A 26,086-nucleotide genomic window follows, 5' to 3' on the forward strand; every position below is an offset into this window, starting at 1 on the left:
AAAATCAATAATTGAACTTGCTGTTCTAGTCCATGGCATCGATTTCAACAAGAAGTAATTATTTTAAATTTTTTTAATGAGAGCCAGATCGCAAAGTTTTATAACTTATTATAAATTATTAGTACTTCTACTTTTATTATTTACCTACGGATTATCTTCGCTTAATGCTCAATGCCCAACAGTTACCAACAGTTTACAGTCTTTATGTGATATTGAATCGGTATTAGTTGGAGATTTACAGGCAATAGACAATGGTGGAGGTGTTGTCTGGTATGAAACTGCAACTTCAACTATACCTTTATCAAATTCAGCAAGTCTTATAAGCGGTGAGGATTACTATGCCGATGACAACACCGGAACATGTGGTGTAAGGCCACGTGTTGATGTCATTATATACGGTCCTCCTACGGGTCAAAACTTTCAAGGCTTTTGTTCTGACGATCCAAACGTAGCAACAGTTTCAGATTTAGTAGCTGTTGGTAATGATGTAAAATGGTATCTATCCCCATCCGGTGGTTTACCTTTAAATGACGCAACGGTTTTAGTGGACGAGACGTTATACTACGCTGATCAAGCAAATCCAGATACTGGTTGTAGAACATCTCGACTGCAGGTTTTAGTAAATGTAGGATTTACTCCTATTCCTACGGGAGATGTTTTACAAGAATTTTGCGCAACCTCAACATTTACACCGACTGTTGGGGATTTAGTGGCAAGTGGCAATAATAATTGGTATATATCTTTATTTTCTGCCTTTGCATTACCCATTAATACCCCTTTAATTAATGGACAAATTTATTATGGTACTACATTAGACCCGCCATGTGAAAGTTCTGGAAGATTAGCAGTTTTGGTAGTATTAATAGAAGGGGCTGATGCAGGAACATCAGGAGAATTGAATATTTGTAGCAACGCTAGTTCCGTCAATCTCTTTGACAGCCTCAACGGAAATCCTGATGCTGGCGGTACATGGACGGCTCCAGACCTTACTCCAAATGATGGCACTTTTGACCCTCTGGTAGACTTGCCTGGTGATTATACATACACCGTAGCTGGAAATAGCTCTTGTCCTGATGTGTCAGCCATAGTTACAGTCACCATCGAAACGAGTCCAGATGCTGGTCAGGACAACCAAATAACAATTTGTAGCAACGCCAGTTCAGTCAATCTCTTTAATAGTCTCAATGGCAATCCTGATGCTGGTGGTACATGGACAGCTCCAGACCTTTCTCCAAACAATGGCACTTTTGACCCTCTGGTGGACCTGCCTGGTGATTATACATACACCGTAGCTGGAAACAATGTTTGCCCTGATGTGTCAGCCATAGTTACAGTGACCATCGAAACCAGTCCAGATGCTGGTCAGGACAACCAAATAACAATTTGTAGCAACACCAGTTCCGTCAATCTCTTTGATAGCCTTAATGGCAATCCTGATGCTGGCGGTACATGGACGGCTCCCGACCTTACTCCAAACAATGGCACTTTTGACCCTCTGGTAGACCTGCCTGGTGATTATACATACACCGTAGCCGGAAACAATGTTTGCCCTAATGTGTCTGCAAAAGTCACAGTGACCATTGAACCCAGTCCAGATGCTGGTCAGGACAACCAGATAACAATATGTAGCAACGCTAGTTCAGTCAATCTCTTTGACAGCCTCAACGGAAATCCTAATGCTAGCGGTACATGGACGGCTCCAGACCTTTCTCCAAACAATGGCACTTTTGACCCTCTAGTGGACTTGCCTGGTGATTATACATATACCGTAGCTGGAACCAATGTTTGCCCTGATGTGTCAGCCAAAGTTACAGTGACCATTGAACCCAGTCCAGATGCTGGTCAGGACAATCAGATAACAATTTGTAGCAACTCTAGTGCCATCAATCTCTTTGACAGCCTCAACGGAAATCCAGATGCTGGCGGTACGTGGACGGCTCCCGACCTTACTCCAACTAATGGAACTTTTGACCCTCTGGTAGACCTGCCTGGTGATTATACATATACCGTAGCAGGAACCAATGTTTGCCCTGATGTGTCAGCCAAAGTTACAGTGACCATCGAAACCAGTCCAGATGCTGGTCAGAACAACCAAATAACAATATGTAGCAACGCCAGTACCGTCAATCTCTTTGACAGTCTCAATGGCAATCCTGATGCTGGTGGTACATGGACGGCTCCTGACCTTACTACAAACAATGGAACTTTTGACCCTCTGGTAGACCTGCCTGGTGATTATACATATACCGTAGCAGGAACCAATGTTTGCCCTGATGTGTCAGCCAAAGTTACAGTGACCATCGAAACCAGTCCAGATGCTGGTCAGGACAACCAGATAACAATTTGTAGCACCGCTAGTGCCGTCAATCTCTTTGACAGCCTCAACGGCAATCCTGATGCTGGCGGTACGTGGACGGCTCCCGACCTTACTACAAACAATGGAACTTTTGACCCTCTAGTGGACTTGCCTGGTGATTATACATACACCGTAGCTGGAACCAATGTTTGCCCTGATGTGTCAGCCAAAGTTACAGTGACCATCGAAACCAGTCCAGATGCTGGTCAGGACAACCAGATAACAATTTGTAGCAACGCCAGTGCCGTCAATCTCTTTGACAGCCTCAACGGAAATCCTGATGCTGGTGGTACATGGACGGCTCCCGACCTTACTACAAACAATGGAACTTTTGACCCTCTAGTGGACTTGCCTGGTGATTATACATACACCGTAGCTGGAACCAATGTTTGCCCTGATGTGTCAGCCAAAGTTACAGTGACCATCGAAACCAGTCCAGATGCTGGTCAGGACAACCAGATAACAATTTGTAGCAACGCCAGTGCCGTCAATCTCTTTGACAGCCTCAACGGAAATCCTGATGCTGGTGGTACATGGACGGCTCCTGACCTTACTACAAACAATGGAACTTTTGACCCTCTAGTGGACTTGCCTGGTGATTATACATACACCGTAGCTGGAACCAATGTTTGCCCTGATGTGTCAGCCAAAGTTACAGTGACCATCGAAACCAGTCCAGATGCTGGTCAGGACAACCAGATAACAATTTGTAGCAACGCCAGTGCCGTCAATCTCTTTGACAGCCTCAACGGAAATCCTGATGCTGGTGGTACATGGACGGCTCCCGACCTTACTACAAACAATGGAACTTTTGACCCTCTAGTGGACTTGCCTGGTGATTATACATACACCGTCAACTCTACGCAATGCAATTTGACAGACCAAGCAAGTGTGAATATTATCGTTAATGATTTACCAGACGTCACAGGTTTAATAATATCTGTTGCTAACCCTGCCATATGTTATGATCGTCCTGAGGATATAATTGTTAATATTTCTGGTGCTAATCAATTACCAGATGGAGATTATTCTATTGTGTACCAACTTAGCGAAGCTAATATTTCTGTAAATACAGCTGGTATAACAGTTTCTGGAGGCAATGCATCCTTTACAATTTCGCAAAACTTATTACCAAATCCAGGTATTACAATAGTAGCAATATCTCAATTCTTCTTCTTAGGACAAACTTGCAGTGCAATTACAGAAGCTATTGAACCCGCTGAAATATTTTTGGAAGACGTACGTACGCCTCAATTAACAGAAAACGGAAGTGAACTATGTGAAGAAGAGATACCGACCATAGCAAATTTAACAGCCAACATCGTTGATTCTGAAATTATTATTTGGTACGATCAGCCAATAGGTGGTAACATCTATTCTGATTCAGAAATTCTCCAAGATGGTCAGACTTATTATGCTTCAATTCAATTAGAGAACGGTTGTGAGAGTACAATAAGACTAGCGCTAACGGTTAATTTAGTTAAATGTATTGGTGACCTTTTAATTCCTGATGGATTCTCACCAAATGGAGATACGATAAATGATGTTTTCGATATTCTCTTTTTAGATGACCTGTATCCAAAATTTAAGCTAAGCATTTACAATCGATATGGAAATACTGTTTATGAAGGTAACATTAATTCCCCAAAATGGGATGGCACATGGAAAAATAGTGACACTGTTTTACCGGTTGGTGTGTATTTTTATATATTAGAATTTAACGATGGAGCACGCGAACCATTACAGGGCAGAGTTTACCTTAGTAGATAATTAGGATATAGTGAGATGAGAAGTAAAATAAAATATAGTGTAGCAGTTTTAATCCTAATTATAGGATTATCAACTCATGCTCAGCAAGATCCTCAATACACACAATATATGTATAATATGAGTGTGATAAATCCGGCTTATGCAACTGACGATAATACAACTTTAAATCTTGGCTTACTTCATCGCTCACAATGGTCTCAATCTGTTGGAGGTCCAACTACATCAAATTTCTTTGCACATTCTGTGATTACAGACCGTTTAGAAGGAGGAGTATCATTTGTTCACGATCAAATTGGAGATGTAGTAAAACAAACCAGTGCTTTTGTAGACATAGCTTATGTACTTCCTGTTAGTGAAACCACAAAATTGTCCTTTGGTATAAAGGCTGGAGCCACGTTATTCACTACTAATTTTGATGGTTTTGTGTATTCTGACCCGTTACCAGATCCTGCATTTGCAGAAAATATTAATAGAACCTTTCCTAATATTGGTACAGGTTTGTTCTTCTTTTCAGAAAATTATTATTTAGGCCTTTCTGTACCAAACCTATTAGAAACCAAACATCTTAGTGAAGATAGTGGTATAGTGACCCAAGGCTCAGAAAATATGCATTACTTCTTAACTGGAGGTTATGTTATGAATTTCGGTAGTAATAATAAAATTAAATATGCTTTTATGACTAAACATGTCAACGGTGCACGTTTATCTGTAGATTTAACTGCTAATGTATTAATTAATGATGTGGTAGAGTTTGGTGTAGGGTATCGCATAGAGGATTCTGTTAGTGGTCTTGTTAATTTTTCAATATATGAAGGTCTTCGTATTGGCTATGCATACGATCATACACTTTCTAATTTAGGAAGGTTTAATTCAGGTTCTCACGAAATATTTATGTTATTTAATATTGGCAAACTAGGAAAAGGTTATGATAAATCCCCAAGATTTTTCTAATTGAAAACAAATGAAAACATTTAAATTATATATTTTACTTACTGTTTTAATTACAGGACAGCTGTGTTTTTCTCAATCCATGAAAAAAGCGGATTTACTATATGAAAATAGAGCCTATGTAGAAGCAGCAGAGATCTATGCTCAACTTCCTAAAAATAATTTAGTTCTAGAAAAACTAGGAGATTGTTACTATTATAATTCTGAATACGAAAAAGCTTATGAAGCTTATAGTCAAATCAAAGATCTAAGTATTGAATCGGATCTCAATGAGACATTCTACATTAAATTTGTAGATGTTTTAAAAGGTCTAAAAAAATACGAAGAAGCCGATAATGTATCAGCAATAAAATTAAATGACCCATTTAATACTGAAAATTTTAAATCATTACTTAAGCGCATTATACCTTACGAATATGAATTAAAAAGTTTGACAGATAAAATTGGTGGTTCTAGCTTTGGAATTGGTCTTTATAAAGACAAAGTGGTTTTTGCCTCAACATTGAACATCAAAAACCCAAATTATAATTGGAATGGTAAACCCTATTTAGATTTATACGAAGCTAAAATTACAGTAGGTGATTCTATTTCAATAGATAGCATTAAACCATTTAACAAAAAAATAAATACCAAGAACCAACACGAAAGTAATGCAGTTTTCACCAAAGATGGTAAAACCATGTATTTTTCCAGAAACCTTAAAAGACGTATTGATTTAGATTCTACAAAAATTTCTGTTGTAAGTATTTTTAAAGCAGAATTAATTGATAATAAGTGGACAAACGTGGAACCTGTCTCATTTTCTAGTGATACATACTCTACAATGCATCCCGCTTTAAATAGCGATGAAACTAAGTTGTATTTTTCGAGCGATATGCCAAATAGTATAGGATCTTTTGATATTTTTTATGTAGATATATTGGAAGACAATACATTCGGTGAGCCTATTAATTTAGGAAAATCTATTAATTCTGTACGCAGAGAACAATTTCCATATATGGGAAAAGATAGTACACTCTATTTTGCTTCGAATGGCAAACGTGGATTTGGTGGTCTCGATTTATTCTCTAGCAGTAAAAAAAATGGTAAATTTTTAGATGCTCTCAATTTAGGGGAGTCCATAAACAGTGAAAAGGATGATTTTGCATTTATAGTTGTAGATTCTCTAGAAACAGGATACGTATCTTCAAATAGAAGTGGAACCGATCATATATATACATTTGATCGTATTTCAACTGACAGAGTATATTATATCGAAGGTTTGGTAACAGATAAAGTCACAGGAGAATTACTACCAAATACAACGGTGACTTTATTTGATGAAGAAGGAAATATAATATCAGAGACGTTTACAGGTGAAGATGCCAGATATAAGTTAGAAACGCAACCAAACAGAAGTTACTCTTTAGAAGGGTTTCAACCAAAATACATCCCAGAAATAGAATTTTTTGATACTAATGATAGTGGTAATATAGAATTTAACATTGAGTTAGAAATAGAATCTTATAAAGATGCAGAAGAAATCGTTACAGATGATGAATACGGTAATACCTTCATTGAATTAGAAAATATTTATTTTGATTTTGCAAAATGGGATATTAAACCACAAGCTGCAAGAACCTTAGATGTTCTAGTTGCGTTACTTATAAAGTATCCACGTATGGAAATTCAATTGGGTGCACATACCGACTCTAGAGCAGGATTTGAGTTTAATATGGACCTATCTCAAAAAAGAGCTCGGGCTACATTAGAATATCTTGTTGAAAATGGTATATCTAGAGAGCGTTTAACCTCAAAAGGTTATGGTGAAACTAAGCCTCTGGTTCCATGTGGTGATAACTGTACAGAAACCGAATTTTCAATAAATCGACGTTGTGAATTCCTTATTTTAAAATAAAAAACTACCTCACATAACTATGGATCTTTCTAATGACATAGTATTAAGGCCTCGTTTTAAATTTGACGTGCAAACTAACAATGAAAAATTACTAAAAGGATTTGAACTGGTTAAAACTAGTCAATCTGAATTTATAGTAACTCGAATTGACGACCATGTTTTTATAAAATTCCCCAAACAAGAACAACATTTTTGGTCGCCTCAATTGCATTTAGAGATTAATGAGATCGATGAGAGTAATGCCAAAGTTCATGGTCTTTTTGGACCTAATCCGACAGTATGGACTTTATTTATGTTTTTGCATTTTATCGTTGCAGGTCTTTTTATTGGATTTGGAATTTGGGCTTATACAAATGTAACCTTAGGAAATTCTTATGCTGTACAGCTATTTCTCACACTGATTATGGTAATAATTTGGTTTGTGTTATACATTGCAGGAAGAATGGGTAAAGCCAAAGGAAAACCAGAAATGTATAAACTGCATGGCTTTATGAAAGAAACATTAAGAGCTTATCGCTGATTGTAACCGAAACGCCTTAATTGATTTTGGTTGCTTCTCCAGTTCTTATTAACCTTTACATAAAGCTCTAAGTGCACCTGTTTTCCGAAAAACTTTTCTAAATCCTTACGTGCCTCTACTCCAACGCGCTTTAAAGCAGAACCTTTATGGCCAATAATTATTCCTTTTTGGGTTTCGCGTTCAACCATAATTACTGAACGCATTCTAATAATATTTTCTTCTTCAAAAAACTCTTCAGTATCAACCTCTACTGCATAAGGAATTTCTTTTTTATAATGCATTAAAATTTTTTCTCTAATAGCTTCGTTGACAAAAAAACGTTCTGGTTTGTCCGTTAATTGGTCCTTAGGATAAAATGCTGGAGATTCTGGGAGTAATTCTATAATTCTATCAAATACATTCTGAACATTGAAACCTTTTAAAGCTGAAATTGGAAAAAACTCTGCATTTGGCACTTTTTGCTGCCACAATTCGGCTTGTTCTTCTAATTGTTCTTGGTTAGAATTGTCAATCTTATTCAACAATAACAAAACAGGAATCTTTGAATTTTTAATTTTATTAAAGAATGCTTCGTCTTTTAACTCCTTCTCTCCTATTTCCACCATGTAAACTAACACATCAGCATCTTCAAAAGCGGACTTCACAAAATCCATCATTGATTCTTGTAACTCATAAGCCGGTTTAATAATCCCAGGTGTATCACTTAATATGACCTGAAAATCTTCACCATTTACAATTCCTAATATTCTATGCCTAGTCGTTTGTGCTTTAGATGTAATTATAGATAGCTTTTCACCTATAAATGCGTTCATCAATGTAGACTTACCAACATTAGGATTACCAATAATATTTACAAAACCTGCTTTGTGCATTCTATTGAATTTAATATACAAAGGTAATACTTAAAACCATGAAGACCTTTTTTATTTTGTTATGTATAAATATAGCCAAGATGATAAAGTCTTATGAAGTTTATCAGCTTTTATATTGGTGTAGAATTTAATGGTTGCTTTGCAATACCATTACATATAGACTGAAGTATAATTCTAATTAAAAATTAAGAGAATAAATTGATAAAAAAAGTCTTTCCATTTGGAAAGACTTTAATATCTTGATAAGAACTACAATTTAGATTGCAGCAACATGCTTCGTTAACTGAGACTTTAAGTTACCTGCTTTGTTAGAATGAATAACATTCTTCTTAGCTAACTTATCAATCATACTTAAAACCGAAGGCAACATTTTTTGTGCTTCTTTAGCATCAGTAATTTCACGTAATTTCTTTATAGCATTACGTGTTGTTTTATGCTGATATCTGTTAAGTACACGTCTTTTTTCGTTACTTCTTATTCTTTTTAAAGCTGACTTATGATTTGCCATTTTATTTTTTTTTAAAAATTGTAGCCCGTAGGGGAATCGAACCCCTCTTACCAGGATGAAAACCTGGCGTCCTAGCCGATAGACGAACGGGCCATTTGGTTATTAAACTAATTAAATGAACCTACAATGTTTCCATTGCGGATGCAAAAATACAACTATTTTTAAATGTTGCAACTACTAGCATATTTTTTTTGAAAAATATTTAATATGCTTTCGCAAAGAGAACGCGTTGAGTTGATGGCTCACCACTATAAACACATTTACCTTCTTCTAGTTTATTGTTCATCGGAATACAGCGTATTGTTGCTTTTGTCAAATCTTTTATTTTTTGCTCCGTTTCTGTAGTTCCATCCCAATGTGCTGAAATAAATCCTGTTTTGCTCTCTAATACTTTTTTAAATTCATCAAAATCTTGAACCTCTGTGATGTGCGCATTCCTAAAATCCAATGCTTTTTTATACAAACTCTCCTGAATCTCTTCTAGTAGATCTTCCACAACTACATTTATTCTATCTAATATCACGGTTTCCTTAGTAAAAGTATCTCTCCGAGCTACTTCAACAGTATTATCTTCAAGGTCTTTTGGCCCAATAGCAATTCTTAAAGGTACACCTTGCAACTCATGCTGCGCAAATTTTGCGCCAGGTCTCAAGGTATCTCTTTTATCAAACTTTACGGAGATATTTCTTTCCTTTAGATCCTTAATAATCTCATCGGCGACTTTCTTTACAGCCTCAAATTGATCCTCATTCTTATATATAGGAACAATAACGACTTGATATGGCGCTAAATTCGGAGGCAACACCAATCCCTTATCGTCACTATGCGTCATAATCAATGCGCCCATCAATCTGGTAGAAACTCCCCACGACGTAGCCCATACATAATCTAGCTTGCCTTCATTATTAGTAAACTTAACATCGAATGCTTTAGCAAAATTCTGCCCTAAAAAGTGAGATGTACCAGCCTGTAGCGCTTTTCCATCTTGCATTAATGCTTCAATACAATAGGTTTCTAATGCACCAGCAAAACGTTCACTTTCTGTTTTTATACCCTTTATCACAGGAATCGCCATAAAGTTTTCCGCAAATTCTGCATATACATCATTCATTTGCTCAGCTTCAACTAATGCTTCTGCTTTAGTTGCATGAGCTGTATGACCTTCTTGCCATAAAAATTCAGCAGTTCTTAAAAATAGGCGCGTACGCATTTCCCAACGTACAACATTTGCCCATTGATTTATTAAAATTGGTAAATCTCTATAACTTTGTATCCAACCCTTATATGTATTCCAAATAATAGCTTCACTTGTAGGTCTAACAACTAGCTCTTCTTCAAGTTTAGCTTCAGGGTCAACTCTTAATTTTCCTTCATTATCTGGATCATTTTGTAATCTATAGTGGGTCACAACAGCACATTCCTTTGCAAATCCTTCTGCATTCTTTTCTTCAGCTTCAAATAAACTTTTAGGCACAAATAATGGAAAATAAGCGTTCACATGTCCCGTTTCCTTAAACATTATATCTAATTCTGCTTGCATTTTCTCCCAAATAGCGTAGCCATATGGTTTTATCACCATACAACCTCTGACTGCAGAATTTTCTGCTAAATCAGCCTTTACAACCAATTCGTTGTACCATTTTGAATAATCTTCTGCTCTACTTGTAAGATTTTTGCTCATTTTCAGTGTTTTGGCACAGATATTGTGCTTATGTTAAATGTAAAAAATAGTTCAGCAAAACTAACTATTTTTGCTATGTTCAACAATAAAATAAAAGAGATATGCAATTAAAAACTTTTACAAAACAAAAATTGCCATTTTTTGTTGCAATCGGTCTAATGGCTGTGTTAACATCATGTGGCTCATTTCAATATGCAGGATATGATAATGATGGCATATACTCTAATGGTTACAATACTGAAGCTGAAGTTGAAGTTGAAGTTGATCAACCTGTAGTTTCTACTTCTACTAATAACTCAAATTATTATAAAAACTATTTTGCGGAGAATTCTGCTGAAGTTGATGCAATAACTGAAGAAAGCCAAATATTTACAGATATAGATTCTTACGAAGGAAACTATATTGAAACTGCTCAAGACACTTTAGAAAGACGACCTGCATACGGTGGTTGGGGACAGAACAACAGTGCTGTTACAATAAATGTTATTGATAATGGATGGATCGGATGGAATGACCCTTGGTTATGGAATGGCGGTTTTGGATGGAATAACTGGGGTTGGGGACGACCTTGGGGATGGAATCGTTGGGGCTGGAACAACTGGGGTTGGAACGCTGGTTGGGGCTTAGGTTGGAATAACTGGGGCTGGAACGCTGGTTGGGGCTTAGGCTGGAATAACTGGGGCTGGAATAATGGCTGGGGCGGATGGAATAATTGGGGCTGGAATAATGGTTTTTACAGAAACAATAACAGATTTGCCTACAATAGCGGGCGTAGAGGAGGATTATACAATAATAACTTAAATCGTCGTACCTCTAGAAGAAGTAATTCAGCAATATCACGCAGCGATTATTCTACACGTAGATTATCTAACGCAACAAGAAATACAAGAGGCAATTCGAGAGTAAGGTCTAATTCTTCAACTAGAAGCATAGGAAATACGGCTCGTACCTCAAGACCTTCTAGAACAATTAGAAATTCAAATTCTACTAGAACAAGAACCAATTCTAGAATAACGCGTCCTTCAAGAAGTACAAGATCCTCTGGTACTATGAGATCTTCTAGAAGTACAAGATCATCAGGAAGTGTTAGATCATCTGGCTCTCGTAGTTCTAGATCATCGGGTAGTGTTAGATCTTCAGGATCGCGTAGCTCTAGATCATCCGGTAGTGTAAGGTCTTCGCGTGGTTCTTCGAGGTCTTCAGGAAGTAGAAGTAGTTCTTCTGGTAGACGTGGTCGCGGATAAACTTTAACTTAATTCCTAATTTTAAAAAATTACTTATGAAAAAATTACTTATGCTAAGCATAGGCTTAATGAGCACGTCTTATATTTTAGCACAAGACATTACAGATGCTGTAAGATATTCTTTAGATGAAATTCAGGGTACAGCTCGTTTTAGAGCTATGGGTGGTGCATTTGGAGCACTTGGTGGAGATATGTCGAGTGTTAATATAAATCCTGCTGGTTCAGCAATATTTAACGAAAGTCATGCTTCTATATCTCTAGGTTTACTCAACTCAGACAATGAAATAAACTATTTTAATGGCACAAATTTATCTTCTAATTCGGGTATAGATTTAAATCAATTAGGAGCAGCGTTTGTTTTTAGAAACACAGACATTAATTCTCCTTGGAGAAAATTCACATTAAGCGTTGCATACGACCGTGCTGCTGATTTTAATGATGATTGGGTAGCAAATGGTATAAATCCAAATAACACAATTGGCAATTACTTCTTGCAAAATGCTCAAGGTCTGAGATTACAAGAAATTTCTGCCCTTCCAGGTGAAACATTATCTGAGGCTTATAATCAAATTGGTTCATTTTATGGATATAGAAATCAACAAGCATTTTTAGGATTTGAAGGTTTTATAATAGATCCTGTCGATGATACTGATGATAATACAACTTATATATCAAACATAGATGTTAATGGCACCAATTTTAATCAACGTTACACATACGCGAGTCGAGGTTATAACGGAAAATTAGCATTTAATTTAGCAACAAGTTATGATGATAAACTTTATTTTGGATTGAACTTAAATTCACATTTCATAAATTATGAGCGTTCAACTTTTTTAAATGAGCAAAACTCAAACGTTAATTCAACTATTAGAAATGTTGATTTTGAAAATAATTTATTGACTACTGGTAGTGGTTTTTCATTTCAATTAGGAGGTATTGCTAAGGTTACGGAAGAATTAAGAGTTGGTGTTTCCTATAGTTCACCAACTTGGTACAGAATTTCTGATGAGACATCTCAATATTTAGCTACGACAAGAATAGAAGGAGGATCGAACGTTAATCAAATTGTAAATCCAAATGTAATTAATATATATGAAGAATATAGATTACAAACACCAGGAAAAGTTACAGGAAGTTTGGCATATGTTTTTGGCAAGAAAGGTTTAATAAGTTTTGATTATGCTGTTAAGGATTATAGTAGTACAAAATTTAGGCTTAATTCAGATGATTTACTTTTTTCAGATTTAAATAATGAGATTAATAGTACCCTAGATTCTTCGACTTCATATAGATTAGGTGGAGAATATCGCTACAAACAATTTAGTTTTAGAGGCGGCTATCGTTTTGAAGGAAGTCCATATATAGATGACACTTTTTATGGTGATTTATATGGCTATTCTTTGGGGCTAGGTTATAATTTTGGTGATCTCAGTTTGGATTTTGCGTTTAGCCAATCAGAACGGGATATCAATCATCAATTGTATAATGTTGGACTAACTGATGCTGCACAAATACAATCTAAGTTTACTGATTTTGTTTTAAGCTTAGCGTTTAATATTTAATATAAACAGAAAGCCTGAGCAATTGCTCAGGCTTTCTGTTTATATTATTTACCATTATCGTTTCAAGGTAAAATGGGCTTTAAATTCTTTTCGTTTATTGGTCAGTGGTTCGTCGTACTGCACCATAAACCAATAATCGCTTGTCGGCATTATATCGCCATTGAAAGTTCCGTTCCAACCCTGCCCTGTCGGACTAAGCTGTTTCAGTAACTTTCCATAACGATCGAATATATAAATTTTTGCGTTACTTCCGATATTTGGTATGTTCCAGGTGTCATGGTTGCCATCTCCATTTGGTGTAAAGTACTTCGGGTAATCAATCACAAAGATGGATTCCGTTACAATACCACAACCGTTTTTATCTCTTGCAGTGATCTCATGCTCCCCTGCCGATACATTACTAAACGTCCCCTCGTCCTGCCATGGACCATCATCTAAACTATATTCATACACTCCTATGCCTGTTGCCAACGCTTCTATAACGTGATTGTCTGCAAAAGCTTGCGTCACCAAGTTAACTTCTAATATAGGTGGCTCACTTTCTATAACCTCAGTACTATCTGTATTTGTGCAACTCGTTACCGTTGACGTACTCAAATCGGTTACAGTAACGCTATAGGTGCCTCCTTGGGTAGGTATTAGACTCGAATCGGTCTCTCCTATCAGTATAACACCATTGTAACTCCACTCAAAACTATAGGTTGTTGTTGATAGGCCAGTTTCTATCACCAGTGGGTTCAATACTTCTGTGCCATTGGTATCAACACACAGAATATAACTATCTTCTAAATCAAACTCAGGTAAAGGATTAACTTGCAAGGTGAATGGGGCTAGAGCATAACATATTGAAGTGTCTGCACCAGGTATAATATTTGGGGTGTTGTTATCTACTCTTGCATAGACGACTTGTGGGTTAACTTTATTCTCATAAAGTGTTGGTAATGGGTTGATATTTAGATTCGCATCTTCTTCCGATTCAAAATAAGTCACAATATAGTTGGTCTCATCTTGACCATCTAATATGTCCACATCTCTGGTGGTTAAATCAAACTGTACACTATCATTACTTGGATCACCATCGATTTCCATATTGTCATCGCATTCTTCATAGAGTATCGGGTCCGTATCTGCATTAGCTGCTGCGGCTTCCTGAACTTCAATATTAAAGCTTTGCGTACTGATCGAACAGCCTGTAACATTGTTTGTAATTGTTACAAAAATCTGTTGTGGATTATCAAGGTTGTTGTATGGACTGACCAAACCGTTCATACCCGATTCTGCATCAATCAAGTTTTGGTGGTAGCTTACCATGAATTGCCCTGGGTCCTGCCCATTTAGAACTTCTGTATCTTTGCTAGTCAGATTAAAAGTATCAAAACCATCCGAGTTCAGTTCACAAACTATAAAGTCAGTTAAGGGAACAACCTCTGGCAAAGGACGGACAATTATTGTAAAATTAACAACAGCGTAACAATCTGTAATAGCATTGGTCACTCTTACGTAAATTTCTTGTTGCGGGCTTTCTATATTCCTATATTGAGTTGGATCGACAATTGGGTTGGATCCTGAATGCGCGTCTTCTAGTACAGTATGGTAAGTTGAGATCAAGTCTGCTTCGCCATTTTCAATAAATGCTTCGTTTTCCCTCAAATTAAAATCCTCAACTCTGTCTCCTGTATTAACTCTATCGCAAAGCTCAATATTTTCGGGATCTGTATTTGGTGTTGGATTTATTGTTCGTAATTTTACATGCACTCCTAGCCCTACACAAGAGTTATCTATATCACCATCGACTCTCACATAAATATCTTGTTCGAACGGAGAAGTTTCATTTCTATAATTAGAAATATCTTGAATTGCATTTATTTCCGCAAGCGCATCCACTTCTGTTTGGTAGTAGCTAAAGGTTAAATTCTGACCTGAAGGGAAACCAGATTGTGCTCTTATTTGAGATTCTGCATCGCTAAAATCAAACGATGTTATTCCATTAGTGATATTTGAATCTACGATATCTATCGTATCACATTCCTCATAAAGAATTTCTACCGTCACTGGTATTTGAGTTGCTTCAACCAATAATTCTAAAGGAGTCACTCTATGGCAGCCTTCCGTATTTTCTACTCTGACGAATAGAACGTCCGGATTTGATGAGGAATCAGTATTTCGATAAGACGTAGGATTAATAATAGCACCCAAAGCATTATCTGCATCATCAAAGCTGTTGTGAAAGGTCATTGTTTCAGCTAAAAAGTTCATAGATATTAATTCCTTAGCCTCATTCAAATTGAAATCTGACAGACCATCCGAATCGTCATCGCACTGTATGAGTTGTACAGCGTTTTCAACATCAGGCAGATCCTTCACTATTAAAGTAACCATGGCAGTTTCATAACAATCTGGATAATCATTTCTTTCGACCCTAGCAAATATATCATCAGTACTTTTAAAGGTATTAGTATGTATATTTCCCAAAGGATTTTCATCAGCTTCTGCATTTGCTAGGTCCAAATGATATGTCACAGTAAATTGTGAAGCATCTTGTCCGTTCAAAACTTCAGTATCGACTGAAGACAGATTAAATTCAACAAAACCGTTGGTATCATCCATATCTAAGTCATTATCGCATAATTGATATATGACCGGTGTCGCTGTTGGCTGATTGAATACATTAATTAAAAACTCAGTGGTTGCGTAACACGTTCGTTTTTCAGCATTCTCAATTCGAACAAATATAGATTCTTGTTGATAAGCAACTTGATTCGTATATATTAATGGCAATGATGATATTCCTATATCTGCATCGTTTAATGTTCTGTGAAATGAAATATTAAAATCTGAGGTAGATTGACCACCAAGTACGTCCATCTCTAAAACCGATAAGTCAAAATTCCAAAAACCATCATTATTATCATCACAAATTAATTGATCATCTACTAGATTTGCAATGGGTTGTTCAAAGAAATTAACGTTAAACTCAATTACAGAAATAATAGCACCAGCAGCATTATACGCATTCGCCGTATAACCCATGCTTGGTGAAACGACATTGTTTAATATAGGGCCTGTTTCTGGCAAAAGATCTTCATTACTAAACCATTCATAAGTTACAGCATCTAATGTTGTTGCATCCAAACTAGTTACTTCATTGCTGCATAGTTCGATACTATTAACAATAGAACAGTCAGTGCTGCCAGATGAGGAGTTACCAGCATTAGTTTGCTCTAAAGTTATAAACCCTGGTTGTTGAGAAAAATTTGTTATCATAACGACATAGACATCACCTTCGCTTGCCCCTGATATATTCATTGATTCGGTAGTCGAAGGAAGCCAACTACAGTCAATTTTAGTAAAGCTAGTTAAATCTGCACCGCAATTGATATTTGTGTCACTAAACGGTCCCCAAGCAATAAAGTCAACATCAAAAGACATTCCCGAGCCATCAGCATTTTCAGCCTGACTAATTGAAAAATTAAGATCACCGTCAGAATCAATTTTTAAATAATACCACGATGGATAAGGCCATAATGAAGGGTCATTTGGACCATTACCAGTAGTACAGCTATAATTTATGCCAGCTTCTGCAGAATTTGAAGCACCAGGAATACCAGGATGTGAATTTGGAAAAACCAACGCATTCCCTCCTGCACAAAATGGCTCTATTTCGGCACATATTGATCCTTGGGCATAACTTAGAGAAGACAACCCAAAAAGAAAAAGTAGTGCTAAAATTAGATAGTTTTTCATTTTGACTATTTGAAAATTGACATTTTTATACTTTCATTATATTTCGCCAAAAGATGCATATTTTTTTGTTTGGATTGTTGACAAGAAACACTGAATGGAATAGGTTTTAAGATGAATAAAATTAGTGATTCTTGCATGGATTAATCTAAAATTATTGAATTTCGAAAATTAAGAAAATTTTAATAAAACATTTGTTAATTCGTCAAGGTTATTGACATTTTAACGGTTTTAACTATATAACAGTTATAATAATAAATCTCCTTACTTAACCAAACTGTTTTTATTGCTTATCTTTGCCTCTTCTTTTTAAGTTTGATTAATATTTTTTATAATGAAAATTGAAAGCGATTTTAATGATATTGATTCTCTAGGTGACGACCATATAGGTTCATCGAGCGAAACACCAATGAGAGCGGATGCTTTTGAACTCTCAAATAGTGAAAAAGTAGATATTATTAAAGATGATGTAAGACACATTTTAGAAACCTTAGGTTTAGATCTCAATGATGACAGTCTAAAGGGCACGCCAAATCGTGTTGCAAAAATGTTTGTTAATGAAATTTTTGGTGGCTTAAATCCTGATAAAAAACCCAATGCTTCTACATTTGACAATAAATATAAATATGGTGAAATGCTGGTAGAAAAAAACATTACAGTTTATTCTACTTGCGAACATCATCTGCTTCCTATTGTTGGTCGTGCACATGTTGCCTATATTTCTAACGGTACAGTTGTTGGTTTATCTAAAATGAATAGGATTGTTGATTATTTTGCAAAGCGTCCTCAGGTACAAGAACGTTTAACAATTCAAATTGTAAAAGAACTTCAAAATGTCTTAAATACAGAAGATGTTGCTTGTGTTATTGATGCTAAACATTTATGTGTTAATTCTCGTGGTATAAGAGATATAGAAAGTAGCACTGTGACCTCTGAGTTTGGTGGAAAATTCAAGGAAAAAGAAACACGTCGTGAGTTTTTAGACTACATACAATTAGACACAACGTTTTAACTTGTTTTCTGTTAACTAGTTCTTTAGTTTTGTTTTTACATTTTTCAAATTTGCATCATGCCTTTATACGATACACAAACTATTAAAATATACAATTCACTTTCGGGTGAAAAAGAGATTTTTAAACCTATAACTAAAGGTTATGTGGGCATGTATGTTTGTGGTCCAACCGTATATAGTAATGTACATTTAGGTAATGTCCGTACCTTCATGTCTTTCGATATGATTTTTCGCTACTTTAAACATTTAGGTTATAAAGTAAGATATGTAAGAAACATTACAGATGCAGGACATTTAGAAAATGATGCCGATCTTGGCGAGGATAAAATCACAAAGAAAGCACGATTAGAGGCTATAGAACCTATGGAAATTGTACAGCGATATACTGTAGATTTTCATAATGTGTTAAATACTTTCAATTTCTTACCACCTAGCATAGAACCTACTGCTACTGGTCATATTATTGAACAGATTGAATTAATTCAAACCATAATAGATAATGGTTTTGCTTATGTTGTAAATGGCTCAGTATATTTTGATGTCCATAAATACAATGAAACTAACGAATATGGTATTTTAAGTAAACGTAAGCTTGAAGATTTAATTCATAATACACGTACGCTTGATGGTCAAAGTGATAAAAAAAATCCACAAGATTTTGCACTTTGGAAAAAAGCAGAACCTGCGCACATTATGCGTTGGCCTTCTCCTTGGAGTGATGGATTTCCTGGATGGCATCTAGAATGTACAGCAATGAGCACTAAATACCTAGGAGAACAATTTGATATTCATGGTGGTGGGATGGATTTAAAATTTCCGCATCACGAGTGTGAAATAGCCCAAAATAAGGCGGCAAAAGGACAAGACCCTGTAAAATACTGGATGCATGCTAACATGCTTGAACTTAATGGTGCTCGTATGAGTAAGTCTACAGGAAACTATATTAATCCTGCAGAATTACTTTCTGGTGAAAATGACATCATGTCTAAAGCCTATGGTCCAAGTGTGATTCGATTTTTTATGATGCAAGCGTCTTACAAAAGCGTATTAGATCTTACTAATGATGGTTTACTTGCTGCGGAAAAAGGTTTCCATAGACTAATGGATGCCATTAATTTAATAGATAATTTAAAAACTAGTGACTCCTCATCATTTGATGTTGCTGCATGGAAACAGAAATGTTATGATGCCATGAATGATGACTTTAATACTCCTATTCTAATAGCTCATTTATTTGATGCTGCGAAATTCATTAATCAGATAAAGGATAGAAGTGCGAGTGTTACTTCTGAAGATTTAGATTTGTTGAAGGAGACTATGACTATTTTTACATTCGACATATTAGGATTAACTAGTATTTCTAAGGATGATTCTTCGACAGATAAACTCTCTGGCGCAGTTGAGATTTTAATAAATCTTAGGAAAGAAGCTCGATTAAATAAAGATTTTGCACTGTCTGATAAAATTAGAGATGAATTAGCTGAAGCCGGAATTCAACTTAATGATAGTAGAGATGGAACTACTTTTACGACAAACTAATCGTGAAAAAAATCTTAACATATCCTTTTCTATTCCTCATAAAGCTTTACCAAACATTTATTTCTCCAATTACTCCTGCAACTTGTAGATATCAACCAACGTGTTCTCATTATGCAAAAGAAGCTTTAGAAGTTCATGGCTTTTTTAAAGGAGGTTGGTTAGCCATTAAGAGAATTTTTAGTTGTCATCCTTGGGGAGGGAAAGGTTTTGATCCTGTTCCAAGGGAGGATGACAACTAAAAATTTTCCCTCGCGCGCCAGCTCGCCCATTCACTAAAAATGTACTCCGTACATTTTCTTAACGCTATGTCGCCTTGGGGAGGGAAAGGTTTTGATCCTGTTCCAAGGAAGGATGACAACTAAAAATTTTCCCTCGCGCGCCAGCTCGCCCATTCACTAAAAATGTACTCCGTACATTTTCTTAACGCTCTGTCGCCTTGGGGAGGGAAAGGTTTTGATCCTGTTCCACCAAAAGAAAACTAATATTAAGTTAATCTGGTTTTCAATCGTTATCAAAATATTATATTTACGGTATAAAATAGAGTATATATGTATTTATTACAGATGGATTGGGATCCAACAAAATATATTGATTTAGGCTTTTTTAAACTTCATTTTTATAGTATGATGTGGATTATTGCCTTCATCTTAGGTTTCTACATCACCAAACGTATTTATAGAAAGGAAGGTCAATCTGATGAATCTTTAGACTCATTATTCATATATTCTGTGCTTGGTATTATGCTAGGAGCCAGATTAGGCCATGTTATATTTTATCAACCAGAGCTGATTACCGAAGATTTCTTTAGCATCTTTTTACCTTTTAAATTTAAAGGTGGTTTTGAGTTTACAGGTTTTCAAGGGTTGGCTAGTCATGGAGCGGCGATTGCTATGATTATTTCTATGTATCTCTACAATAAAAAAGTACTACACAAAACAGTTCTTTGGATTTTAGATCGTGTGGTGATTCCTGTGGCACTAGGTGCCGTTTTTGTTAGAATTGGAAATTTTATTAATTCTGAAATTGTTGGTATTAAAACCGATAGTGCGTTGGGAGTAATATTTACCCAAAATGGAGAAAACTTTGCACGTCATCCCGCACAATTATATGAAGCTTTCTGTTATGTTTTTGTGTTTTTAATTCTGTTTTATTTCTATTGGAAAACTAAAAAATCGGAACAACAAGGATTCTTATTTGGACTGTTTTTAGTTCTACTCTGGACTGTACGATTCTTCGTTGAGTTTGTAAAAGAAGCTCAAGGAGATGAATATATTAATTGGTTGAATTTAAAAACTGGGCAATGGTTAAGTATTCCTTTTATAATAATTGGTTTATACTTTATGTTTATTTACAAGCCTAAAACAAAACACAATTAATGCGACTTCAACTTCTTTTAAAAATTTCGCTCATTCTCGTAGGATTTGTTTGCTTTTCATCATGTAAAGAAAAAAAGACGAAAACACCTGAAGAAAAAGTTATTGTTAGTTTTCAAAAAGAAGGAATATTAACGCTAAAGAAAGCAGCATCGGATTCTATTATACAAATTTTGGATATTGAAATTGCGGATAACGAATATGAAACTCAAACGGGTTTAATGTATCGAACCAAGTTAGAAACCAATCATGGAATGCTCTTTGTATTTCCTGATGTGGATTTTAGAAGTTTCTATATGAAAAACACCAAGATTCCATTAGACATCATTTATCTTAACAAAGATAAAATCATTGTCAGTGTACAGAAAAACGCTAGGCCTTTTGATGAAGCATCACTTCCTTCTAATGCACCTGCTCAATATGTTCTAGAAATTAATGGAGGTCTATTTGATGAATGGCAAGTTGAAGTTGGAGATAGGATTGAGTATGAGCGCTTATAATTAATATTATTTTTTTAATATTTCCAAAAAAAAATGATCTAACTGGCACTAATGAAATCCAATTTTTGTTACGATAAGCGATATACAGGCCATAACAATTATAGTATACAATACTCTCAATTTAAGGTTTTTACATAAAAATAATCCGCAAATTGCTAGTAAGCCCATAAATCCAGTTTCAAATCTCACACATAGAATACCGAGAATCATTCCGGCAAAAAGTAGATGAGTCCACATACTTCTTGGTTTCCATATTAAGGCGACTGCTACCAAGAATTCTACCGCTACAGTTACCCACGAAAAAATTAGACTAATCAGTCTAAGATTGGGAACAACATCCTTTAATACAATGCTCTGCTCTAAATTTGGGTCAGTAGCATACAGCGCTAATAAACTCTCTTCATTACTTTCAGCCACTTGATGGATTTCTGGGAAAAAATTAATAAAAAAGTTAAATAGCTTACCCCTATTCATCATATAATAATAGAAATCACCACTCACAAACTGACTAGACAACAGCTTCTGCAAAGCTGATGTTAATACTACTATAATTACTATTATCTGAATGTTTATTAAAAGAATATTTTGGCTTTTATGATAGTAAAAGAAAATAATCGACAACACCATAAACAATAACATAAAATGATGATTTGCCACCCAGAAATATGAATGATATAGATCCAACAATAGCGTTACCAAGAAGACAATCCAAATTATAGGATGTTTTATTCTATCACGCCATAAGAACCAACTTAATAGTCCAATAAAAAATAATGGGACTTTCAATAGCCTTTGGTCTTCTGCTAAAATAAAAACATAGACTCCAAGTAGTAATAGCAATAATTGCTTAGCGAAGCCAATAGAATCATTCAATTTATCTTTTATATTCAACCAATTTGTCATTCCTCTTGATTTTTTAAATAAATCTCATTCACCAATTCTCTAGAATAGACACCATTTTTCGAATTTACTATTGGCCTCCATATCTGCATATGGATACTATCTTTTTTAGTAGATTTTAAAACAAGCTCAGCAGACCTTTTAAGGTTATTCTTATTAGGCATTAACATTAAAAAGCCTAGTGAGTTTTTCATGTCATTGTCTGTTACTAAAGAATCAACAGACATATCAGGAATATATATTTGATTATAATAATAATGCATTTCGGAATACATTCCATAACCACCACCTTTCCATTTATTAAGGTTATGAATATTCACAAAAAAAAGGTGTATGATTATAACAACAATCGCAAGAATAGGAATACCGTATTTTAAAATTATATTTTTCAAAGAATCATTTAGTTGTATTAGGTGTACTAAAATATAAATATATTATTAAAAGTTATTGGTACAAAAAAATGCCTATCATATCTGAAAGGCATTTTTTTGTAATTAAATAAAGTGAAAGACTATGCTTCATCTTCTTCTTTGACCTTCTTTTTCAGAGACTCCGCAGCATCACCTTTTTTAGCGGTATCATACATTAATGGTGTTGCGATAAACATAGATGAATATGTACCAACAACTACACCAACAATTAAGGCAAATAATAAACCTCTTAATGAATCTGCACCAAAAGTAAACATTGCCAATAATACCACCAACGTAGTTACAGAGGTATTCAAGGTTCTACTTAATGTACTATTTAATGATGCATTAATGGTTTTTCCGAATTCCCAAGATGTATGTTCATTTAAGAATTCTCTAATTCTATCGAACACAACAACCGTATCATTCAGTGAGTAACCAATAACCGTTAATATAGCAGCAATAAACGCTTGATCTATTTCCATACTAAATGGCATAAACTTCCATGTTAATGAGAAGATTCCTAATACGATTAAGACATCATGGAACACGGCAGCTACAGCACCAAGTGAAAATTGCCATTTCTTAAATCTAAATAAGATGTATAAGAATACAACCACCAACGAACCTAATACGGCCCAAAATGAAGATTTCTTAATATCATCTGCAATTGTAGGACTCACTTTACTAGAAGACATTTTACCAATCTTAGCTTCACCAGAACCATCTAGGAATTCTTCATAAGTCATTCCTGAAGGCAGATACTTTTGTAAAGCTTCAAATAATTTAGATTGCACTTCTTCATCTGCTGCTGTTGAATTTTCTTCAACTTTATACTTAGTTGAAATTTTAAGTTCGTTATACGAGCCAATTGTTTTAACTTCAGCACTTCCAAAAGCATCATTAAGATCACCTTTTACTTCTTCAACGCTTACTGCTTGGTCAAAACGCACTTGGTAAGTTCTACCACCAACAAAATCAATTCCTTGATCTAATTTATTAGTAAACAAAGATCCTAAACTAGCAACAATGAATACTCCTGAAATGATATAAGCAATCTTACGTTTCTTTAAGAAATTAATATTAACATTCTTAAATAAACCTTTAGTCATAGCTGTAGAGAAATCTAAAGACCCTCCTCTATTTGTCCACCAGTCAATTAATAAACGAGTAATAAATATTGCTGTAAATAAAGATGTTAAAATACCAATGATTAATGTTGTTGCAAAACCTTTAATTGGCCCTGTACCAAATACAAATAAGATTAAAGCTGTTAAACCTGTTGTAATATTTGCATCTAAAATTGATGATAATGCATTAGAAAAACCATCTTTAATCGACTCTTTTTGCGACTTCCCTTTGGCAAGTTCTTCTCGAATCCTTTCAAATATAAGTACATTAGCATCTACCGAAATACCAATGGTTAAAACGATACCTGCAATACCAGGCAATGTTAATACGGCACCTAAACTCGATAATACACCAAAAATTAAAAGTATATTGAATAATAAAGCGATATCGGCAAAAATACCAGCCTTACCATAGTAAAATATCATCCAAAGCAATACGAATGCTAATGCTATTGCAAAAGACTTCATTCCACTATCAATAGCTTCTTGACCTAGTGAAGGTCCAATTTCTTCTGCTTGAACAATCTCAGCCGAAGCTGGTAATTTACCAGCTCTTAAAACGTTAGCTAAATCAACAGCTTCTGTCAAAGAGAATGATCCAGATATTTGAGAGTTACCACCTGCAATCGGACCAGTAGAAACACTTGGTGCAGAATACACAATATTATCTAAAACAATAGCTATATATCCTTGTGTTTCATAAGCTTTTTTAGTCATTTCTTCCCAAATCTTAGCTCCTTTGGCATTCATACTCATACCTACCGCAGGACGACTGACCTGGTCATATTCCTGTCTTGCATCCGTAATTACAGAACCACTTAATGGTGGTATATTATCTCTATTTGTTTTAATAGCGTATAAATCTGAAAACTCAGAGTCTTTTTCCTGAATTCCCCAAGCAAATTTTACATAACGCATTTCTGCTGGCAATTGCGTTCTTTGCTTTGGGTCATTAAGAGCTGCCAATACTTTTTCTCTATCCTTAGACAAAAAAGTACCAACAACAGATCCGCCTCCATAACCCTGAATACCTAATGGGTTGGTCTCTGCAACACTTGTAGAATCTGATTCAATTTGCCCTGTTAACTCATCAATAGCATTAGATGTACTATCTTGTACTTCCGTTGCTTCAGCGATATCATCTTTAGTTTCTTTTGCTTTATTTGCTTCAACTAAAGCTTGATTTACCTGTAAAATATAAGGCACAATTTCTTGATTCTTATACGTTTCCCAAAACTGTAATTGTGCTGTCTTTGTTATAATATCTACAACTCGCTTTTTGTCTTTTGCACCTGGTAATTCGATTAAAATACGACCAGAATTTCCTAAACGTTGAATGTTAGGAGACGATACACCAAAACCATCAATACGATTACGTAATACCTCAAATGCTGAGACTATAGATTCGTCTATCTTTATTTGAAGAATCCCTTTTACTTCATCATCAGACATGTCGAATTTAATGTCTTCACTCAAATCACGATTGGCAAAAATATCTGGTGATGCTAATTTTGTATCTCCTTTAATAGCATCAAAAGCTCTAAAAAATGATTCTAAATAAGATTCTTGTGCATCCTTTTGTAATTCCTCCGCATCATCTAATGCTTTATTAAATATAGGATCTTTACTATTATTAGCTAATCCTTTTAAAATGTCCTTTACCGAAATTTGAATAATGGCGTTAATACCTCCTTTAAGGTCTAAACCAAGTTTCATGGCATTGTTTTCAACTTCAGAATAGGTGTATTGTGACACACCTAACATGTTGTAAACTTCTATAGGTTCTAATTCATCACCTACCTGAATTTTTGTAGTCTTAAGAGAATCTAAATAACGTATTTCTTCATTATTTCTTTTAGATTGGTAGTCGTCTTCTGTATCAGCATACTTAGCTACTGCTACTTCTTTTGCATTATCTTCTATCTGATTGGCTTTGAAAGTAAATGATAATTGGTATATACTTACTAAACCAAATAAAAGTGCAAAAAGTTTAATTATTCCTTTGTTTTGCATTGTTATTATTGTTTAATGTCGAATATTATAAAACGCGCAAATATAGAGTTTACACTGTTAATCGACAATGTTTTTAATTAAATAGATTTTAGTCTTTTGATTGAAAA

Annotated in this window: 18 protein-coding genes and 1 tRNA gene; 11 read left to right on the top strand and 8 right to left on the bottom strand. The window is 35.1% G+C overall.

Annotation, left to right across the window (positions count from 1 at the left end; genetic code table 11):
- Positions 1-76: 76 nt before the first annotated feature.
- The 4 genes from SJY34_RS07290 to SJY34_RS07305 are packed head-to-tail and all read left to right on the top strand — an operon-like array spanning position 77 to position 7,491.
- Positions 77-4,126 (top strand): gliding motility-associated C-terminal domain-containing protein, encoded by a 4,050-nt coding sequence (locus tag SJY34_RS07290; protein WP_400080698.1) that lies wholly within the window; start codon positions 77-79, stop codon positions 4,124-4,126.
- Positions 4,127-4,141: 15 nt separating this feature from the next.
- Positions 4,142-5,077: a type IX secretion system membrane protein PorP/SprF gene (locus SJY34_RS07295; protein WP_400080701.1), complete on the top strand. Its 936-nt coding sequence runs from the start codon at positions 4,142-4,144 to the stop codon at positions 5,075-5,077.
- 10 nt (positions 5,078-5,087) lie between these two features.
- On the top strand, positions 5,088-6,971 hold the full coding sequence (locus tag SJY34_RS07300) for an OmpA family protein (protein ID WP_400080703.1): 1,884 nt from the start codon (positions 5,088-5,090) through the stop codon (positions 6,969-6,971).
- Positions 6,972-6,990: 19 nt separating this feature from the next.
- Complete coding sequence (locus tag SJY34_RS07305) at positions 6,991-7,491, top strand: GTP-binding protein (protein WP_400080706.1); 501 nt, start codon at positions 6,991-6,993, stop codon at positions 7,489-7,491.
- On the opposite strand, the gene era is transcribed toward SJY34_RS07305, so the two are convergent.
- The 4 genes from era to proS all read right to left on the bottom strand — a co-directional run bounded on the left by era (position 7,482) and on the right by proS (position 10,552).
- Complete coding sequence (gene era, locus SJY34_RS07310; RefSeq protein WP_400080708.1) at positions 7,482-8,363, bottom strand: GTPase Era; 882 nt, start codon at positions 8,361-8,363, stop codon at positions 7,482-7,484. The two genes, SJY34_RS07305 and era, sit on opposite strands and share 10 nt — an antisense overlap.
- A gap of 256 nt (positions 8,364-8,619) precedes the next feature.
- On the bottom strand, positions 8,620-8,871 hold the full coding sequence (rpsT, locus tag SJY34_RS07315; protein WP_400080711.1) for a 30S ribosomal protein S20: 252 nt from the start codon (positions 8,869-8,871) through the stop codon (positions 8,620-8,622).
- Between the two features lie 21 nt (positions 8,872-8,892).
- Positions 8,893-8,964: transfer RNA gene (locus tag SJY34_RS07320), tRNA-Glu, on the bottom strand.
- A gap of 109 nt (positions 8,965-9,073) precedes the next feature.
- Positions 9,074-10,552: a proline--tRNA ligase gene (gene proS, locus SJY34_RS07325; RefSeq protein WP_400080714.1), complete on the bottom strand. Its 1,479-nt coding sequence runs from the start codon at positions 10,550-10,552 to the stop codon at positions 9,074-9,076.
- A 101-nt stretch (positions 10,553-10,653) separates the two neighbouring features.
- On the opposite strand from proS, the gene SJY34_RS07330 reads away from it, so the two are divergent.
- Together SJY34_RS07330 and SJY34_RS07335 are read left to right on the top strand one after the other, a co-directional pair.
- The gene (locus SJY34_RS07330; protein WP_400080717.1) at positions 10,654-11,796 is read left to right on the top strand and encodes a hypothetical protein; all 1,143 of its coding nucleotides are present in this window, start codon (positions 10,654-10,656) and stop codon (positions 11,794-11,796) included.
- Between the two features lie 35 nt (positions 11,797-11,831).
- Positions 11,832-13,361: an OmpP1/FadL family transporter gene (locus SJY34_RS07335; protein WP_400080720.1), complete on the top strand. Its 1,530-nt coding sequence runs from the start codon at positions 11,832-11,834 to the stop codon at positions 13,359-13,361.
- Positions 13,362-13,415: 54 nt separating this feature from the next.
- Here the strand turns inward: SJY34_RS07335 and SJY34_RS07340 are convergent, their stop codons facing one another.
- Positions 13,416-17,105 carry a T9SS type B sorting domain-containing protein gene (locus SJY34_RS07340; RefSeq protein ID WP_400080723.1) on the bottom strand — a complete coding sequence of 1,230 codons (3,690 nt, stop codon included), beginning with the start codon at positions 17,103-17,105 and terminating at the stop codon, positions 13,416-13,418.
- A gap of 331 nt (positions 17,106-17,436) precedes the next feature.
- Between SJY34_RS07340 and folE the strand changes: the two genes are divergently transcribed.
- The 5 genes from folE (at position 17,437) to SJY34_RS07365 (ending at position 21,526) form a co-directional block, all read left to right on the top strand.
- Positions 17,437-18,114 (top strand): GTP cyclohydrolase I FolE, encoded by a 678-nt coding sequence (gene folE / locus SJY34_RS07345; RefSeq protein WP_400080726.1) that lies wholly within the window; start codon positions 17,437-17,439, stop codon positions 18,112-18,114.
- Between the two features lie 57 nt (positions 18,115-18,171).
- A complete protein-coding gene (gene cysS / locus SJY34_RS07350; protein ID WP_400080729.1) occupies positions 18,172-19,653 on the top strand; it encodes a cysteine--tRNA ligase in 1,482 nt (493 codons plus the stop codon).
- A gap of 2 nt (positions 19,654-19,655) precedes the next feature.
- Entirely contained in the window at positions 19,656-19,892 is a 237-nt protein-coding gene (gene yidD, locus SJY34_RS07355) for a membrane protein insertion efficiency factor YidD (RefSeq protein WP_400080732.1), read from the top strand.
- Positions 19,893-20,201: 309 nt separating this feature from the next.
- Positions 20,202-21,029, top strand: a complete 828-nt coding sequence (gene lgt, locus SJY34_RS07360) for a prolipoprotein diacylglyceryl transferase (RefSeq protein ID WP_400080734.1) — start codon at positions 20,202-20,204, stop codon at positions 21,027-21,029.
- Positions 21,029-21,526 carry a DUF192 domain-containing protein gene (locus SJY34_RS07365; RefSeq protein ID WP_400080736.1) on the top strand — a complete coding sequence of 166 codons (498 nt, stop codon included), beginning with the start codon at positions 21,029-21,031 and terminating at the stop codon, positions 21,524-21,526. The genes lgt and SJY34_RS07365 overlap by 1 nt, the downstream gene beginning before the upstream one ends.
- 48 nt (positions 21,527-21,574) lie before the next feature.
- Here SJY34_RS07365 and SJY34_RS07370 read toward each other — a convergent pair whose 3' ends face one another.
- The 3 genes from SJY34_RS07370 to secDF all read right to left on the bottom strand — a co-directional run bounded on the left by SJY34_RS07370 (position 21,575) and on the right by secDF (position 25,979).
- Positions 21,575-22,429 (bottom strand): hypothetical protein, encoded by an 855-nt coding sequence (locus tag SJY34_RS07370; RefSeq protein WP_400080738.1) that lies wholly within the window; start codon positions 22,427-22,429, stop codon positions 21,575-21,577.
- Entirely contained in the window at positions 22,426-22,818 is a 393-nt protein-coding gene (locus SJY34_RS07375) for a hypothetical protein (RefSeq protein ID WP_400080741.1), read from the bottom strand. The genes SJY34_RS07370 and SJY34_RS07375 overlap by 4 nt, the downstream gene beginning before the upstream one ends.
- Positions 22,819-22,937: 119 nt before the next feature.
- Positions 22,938-25,979 carry a protein translocase subunit SecDF gene (gene secDF, locus SJY34_RS07380; protein WP_400080744.1) on the bottom strand — a complete coding sequence of 1,014 codons (3,042 nt, stop codon included), beginning with the start codon at positions 25,977-25,979 and terminating at the stop codon, positions 22,938-22,940.
- Between the last annotated feature and the right edge of the window lie 107 nt (positions 25,980-26,086).

The organism is Winogradskyella sp. R77965 (assembly GCF_044594915.1).
Taxonomy (GTDB): Bacteria; Bacteroidota; Bacteroidia; order Flavobacteriales; family Flavobacteriaceae; genus Winogradskyella.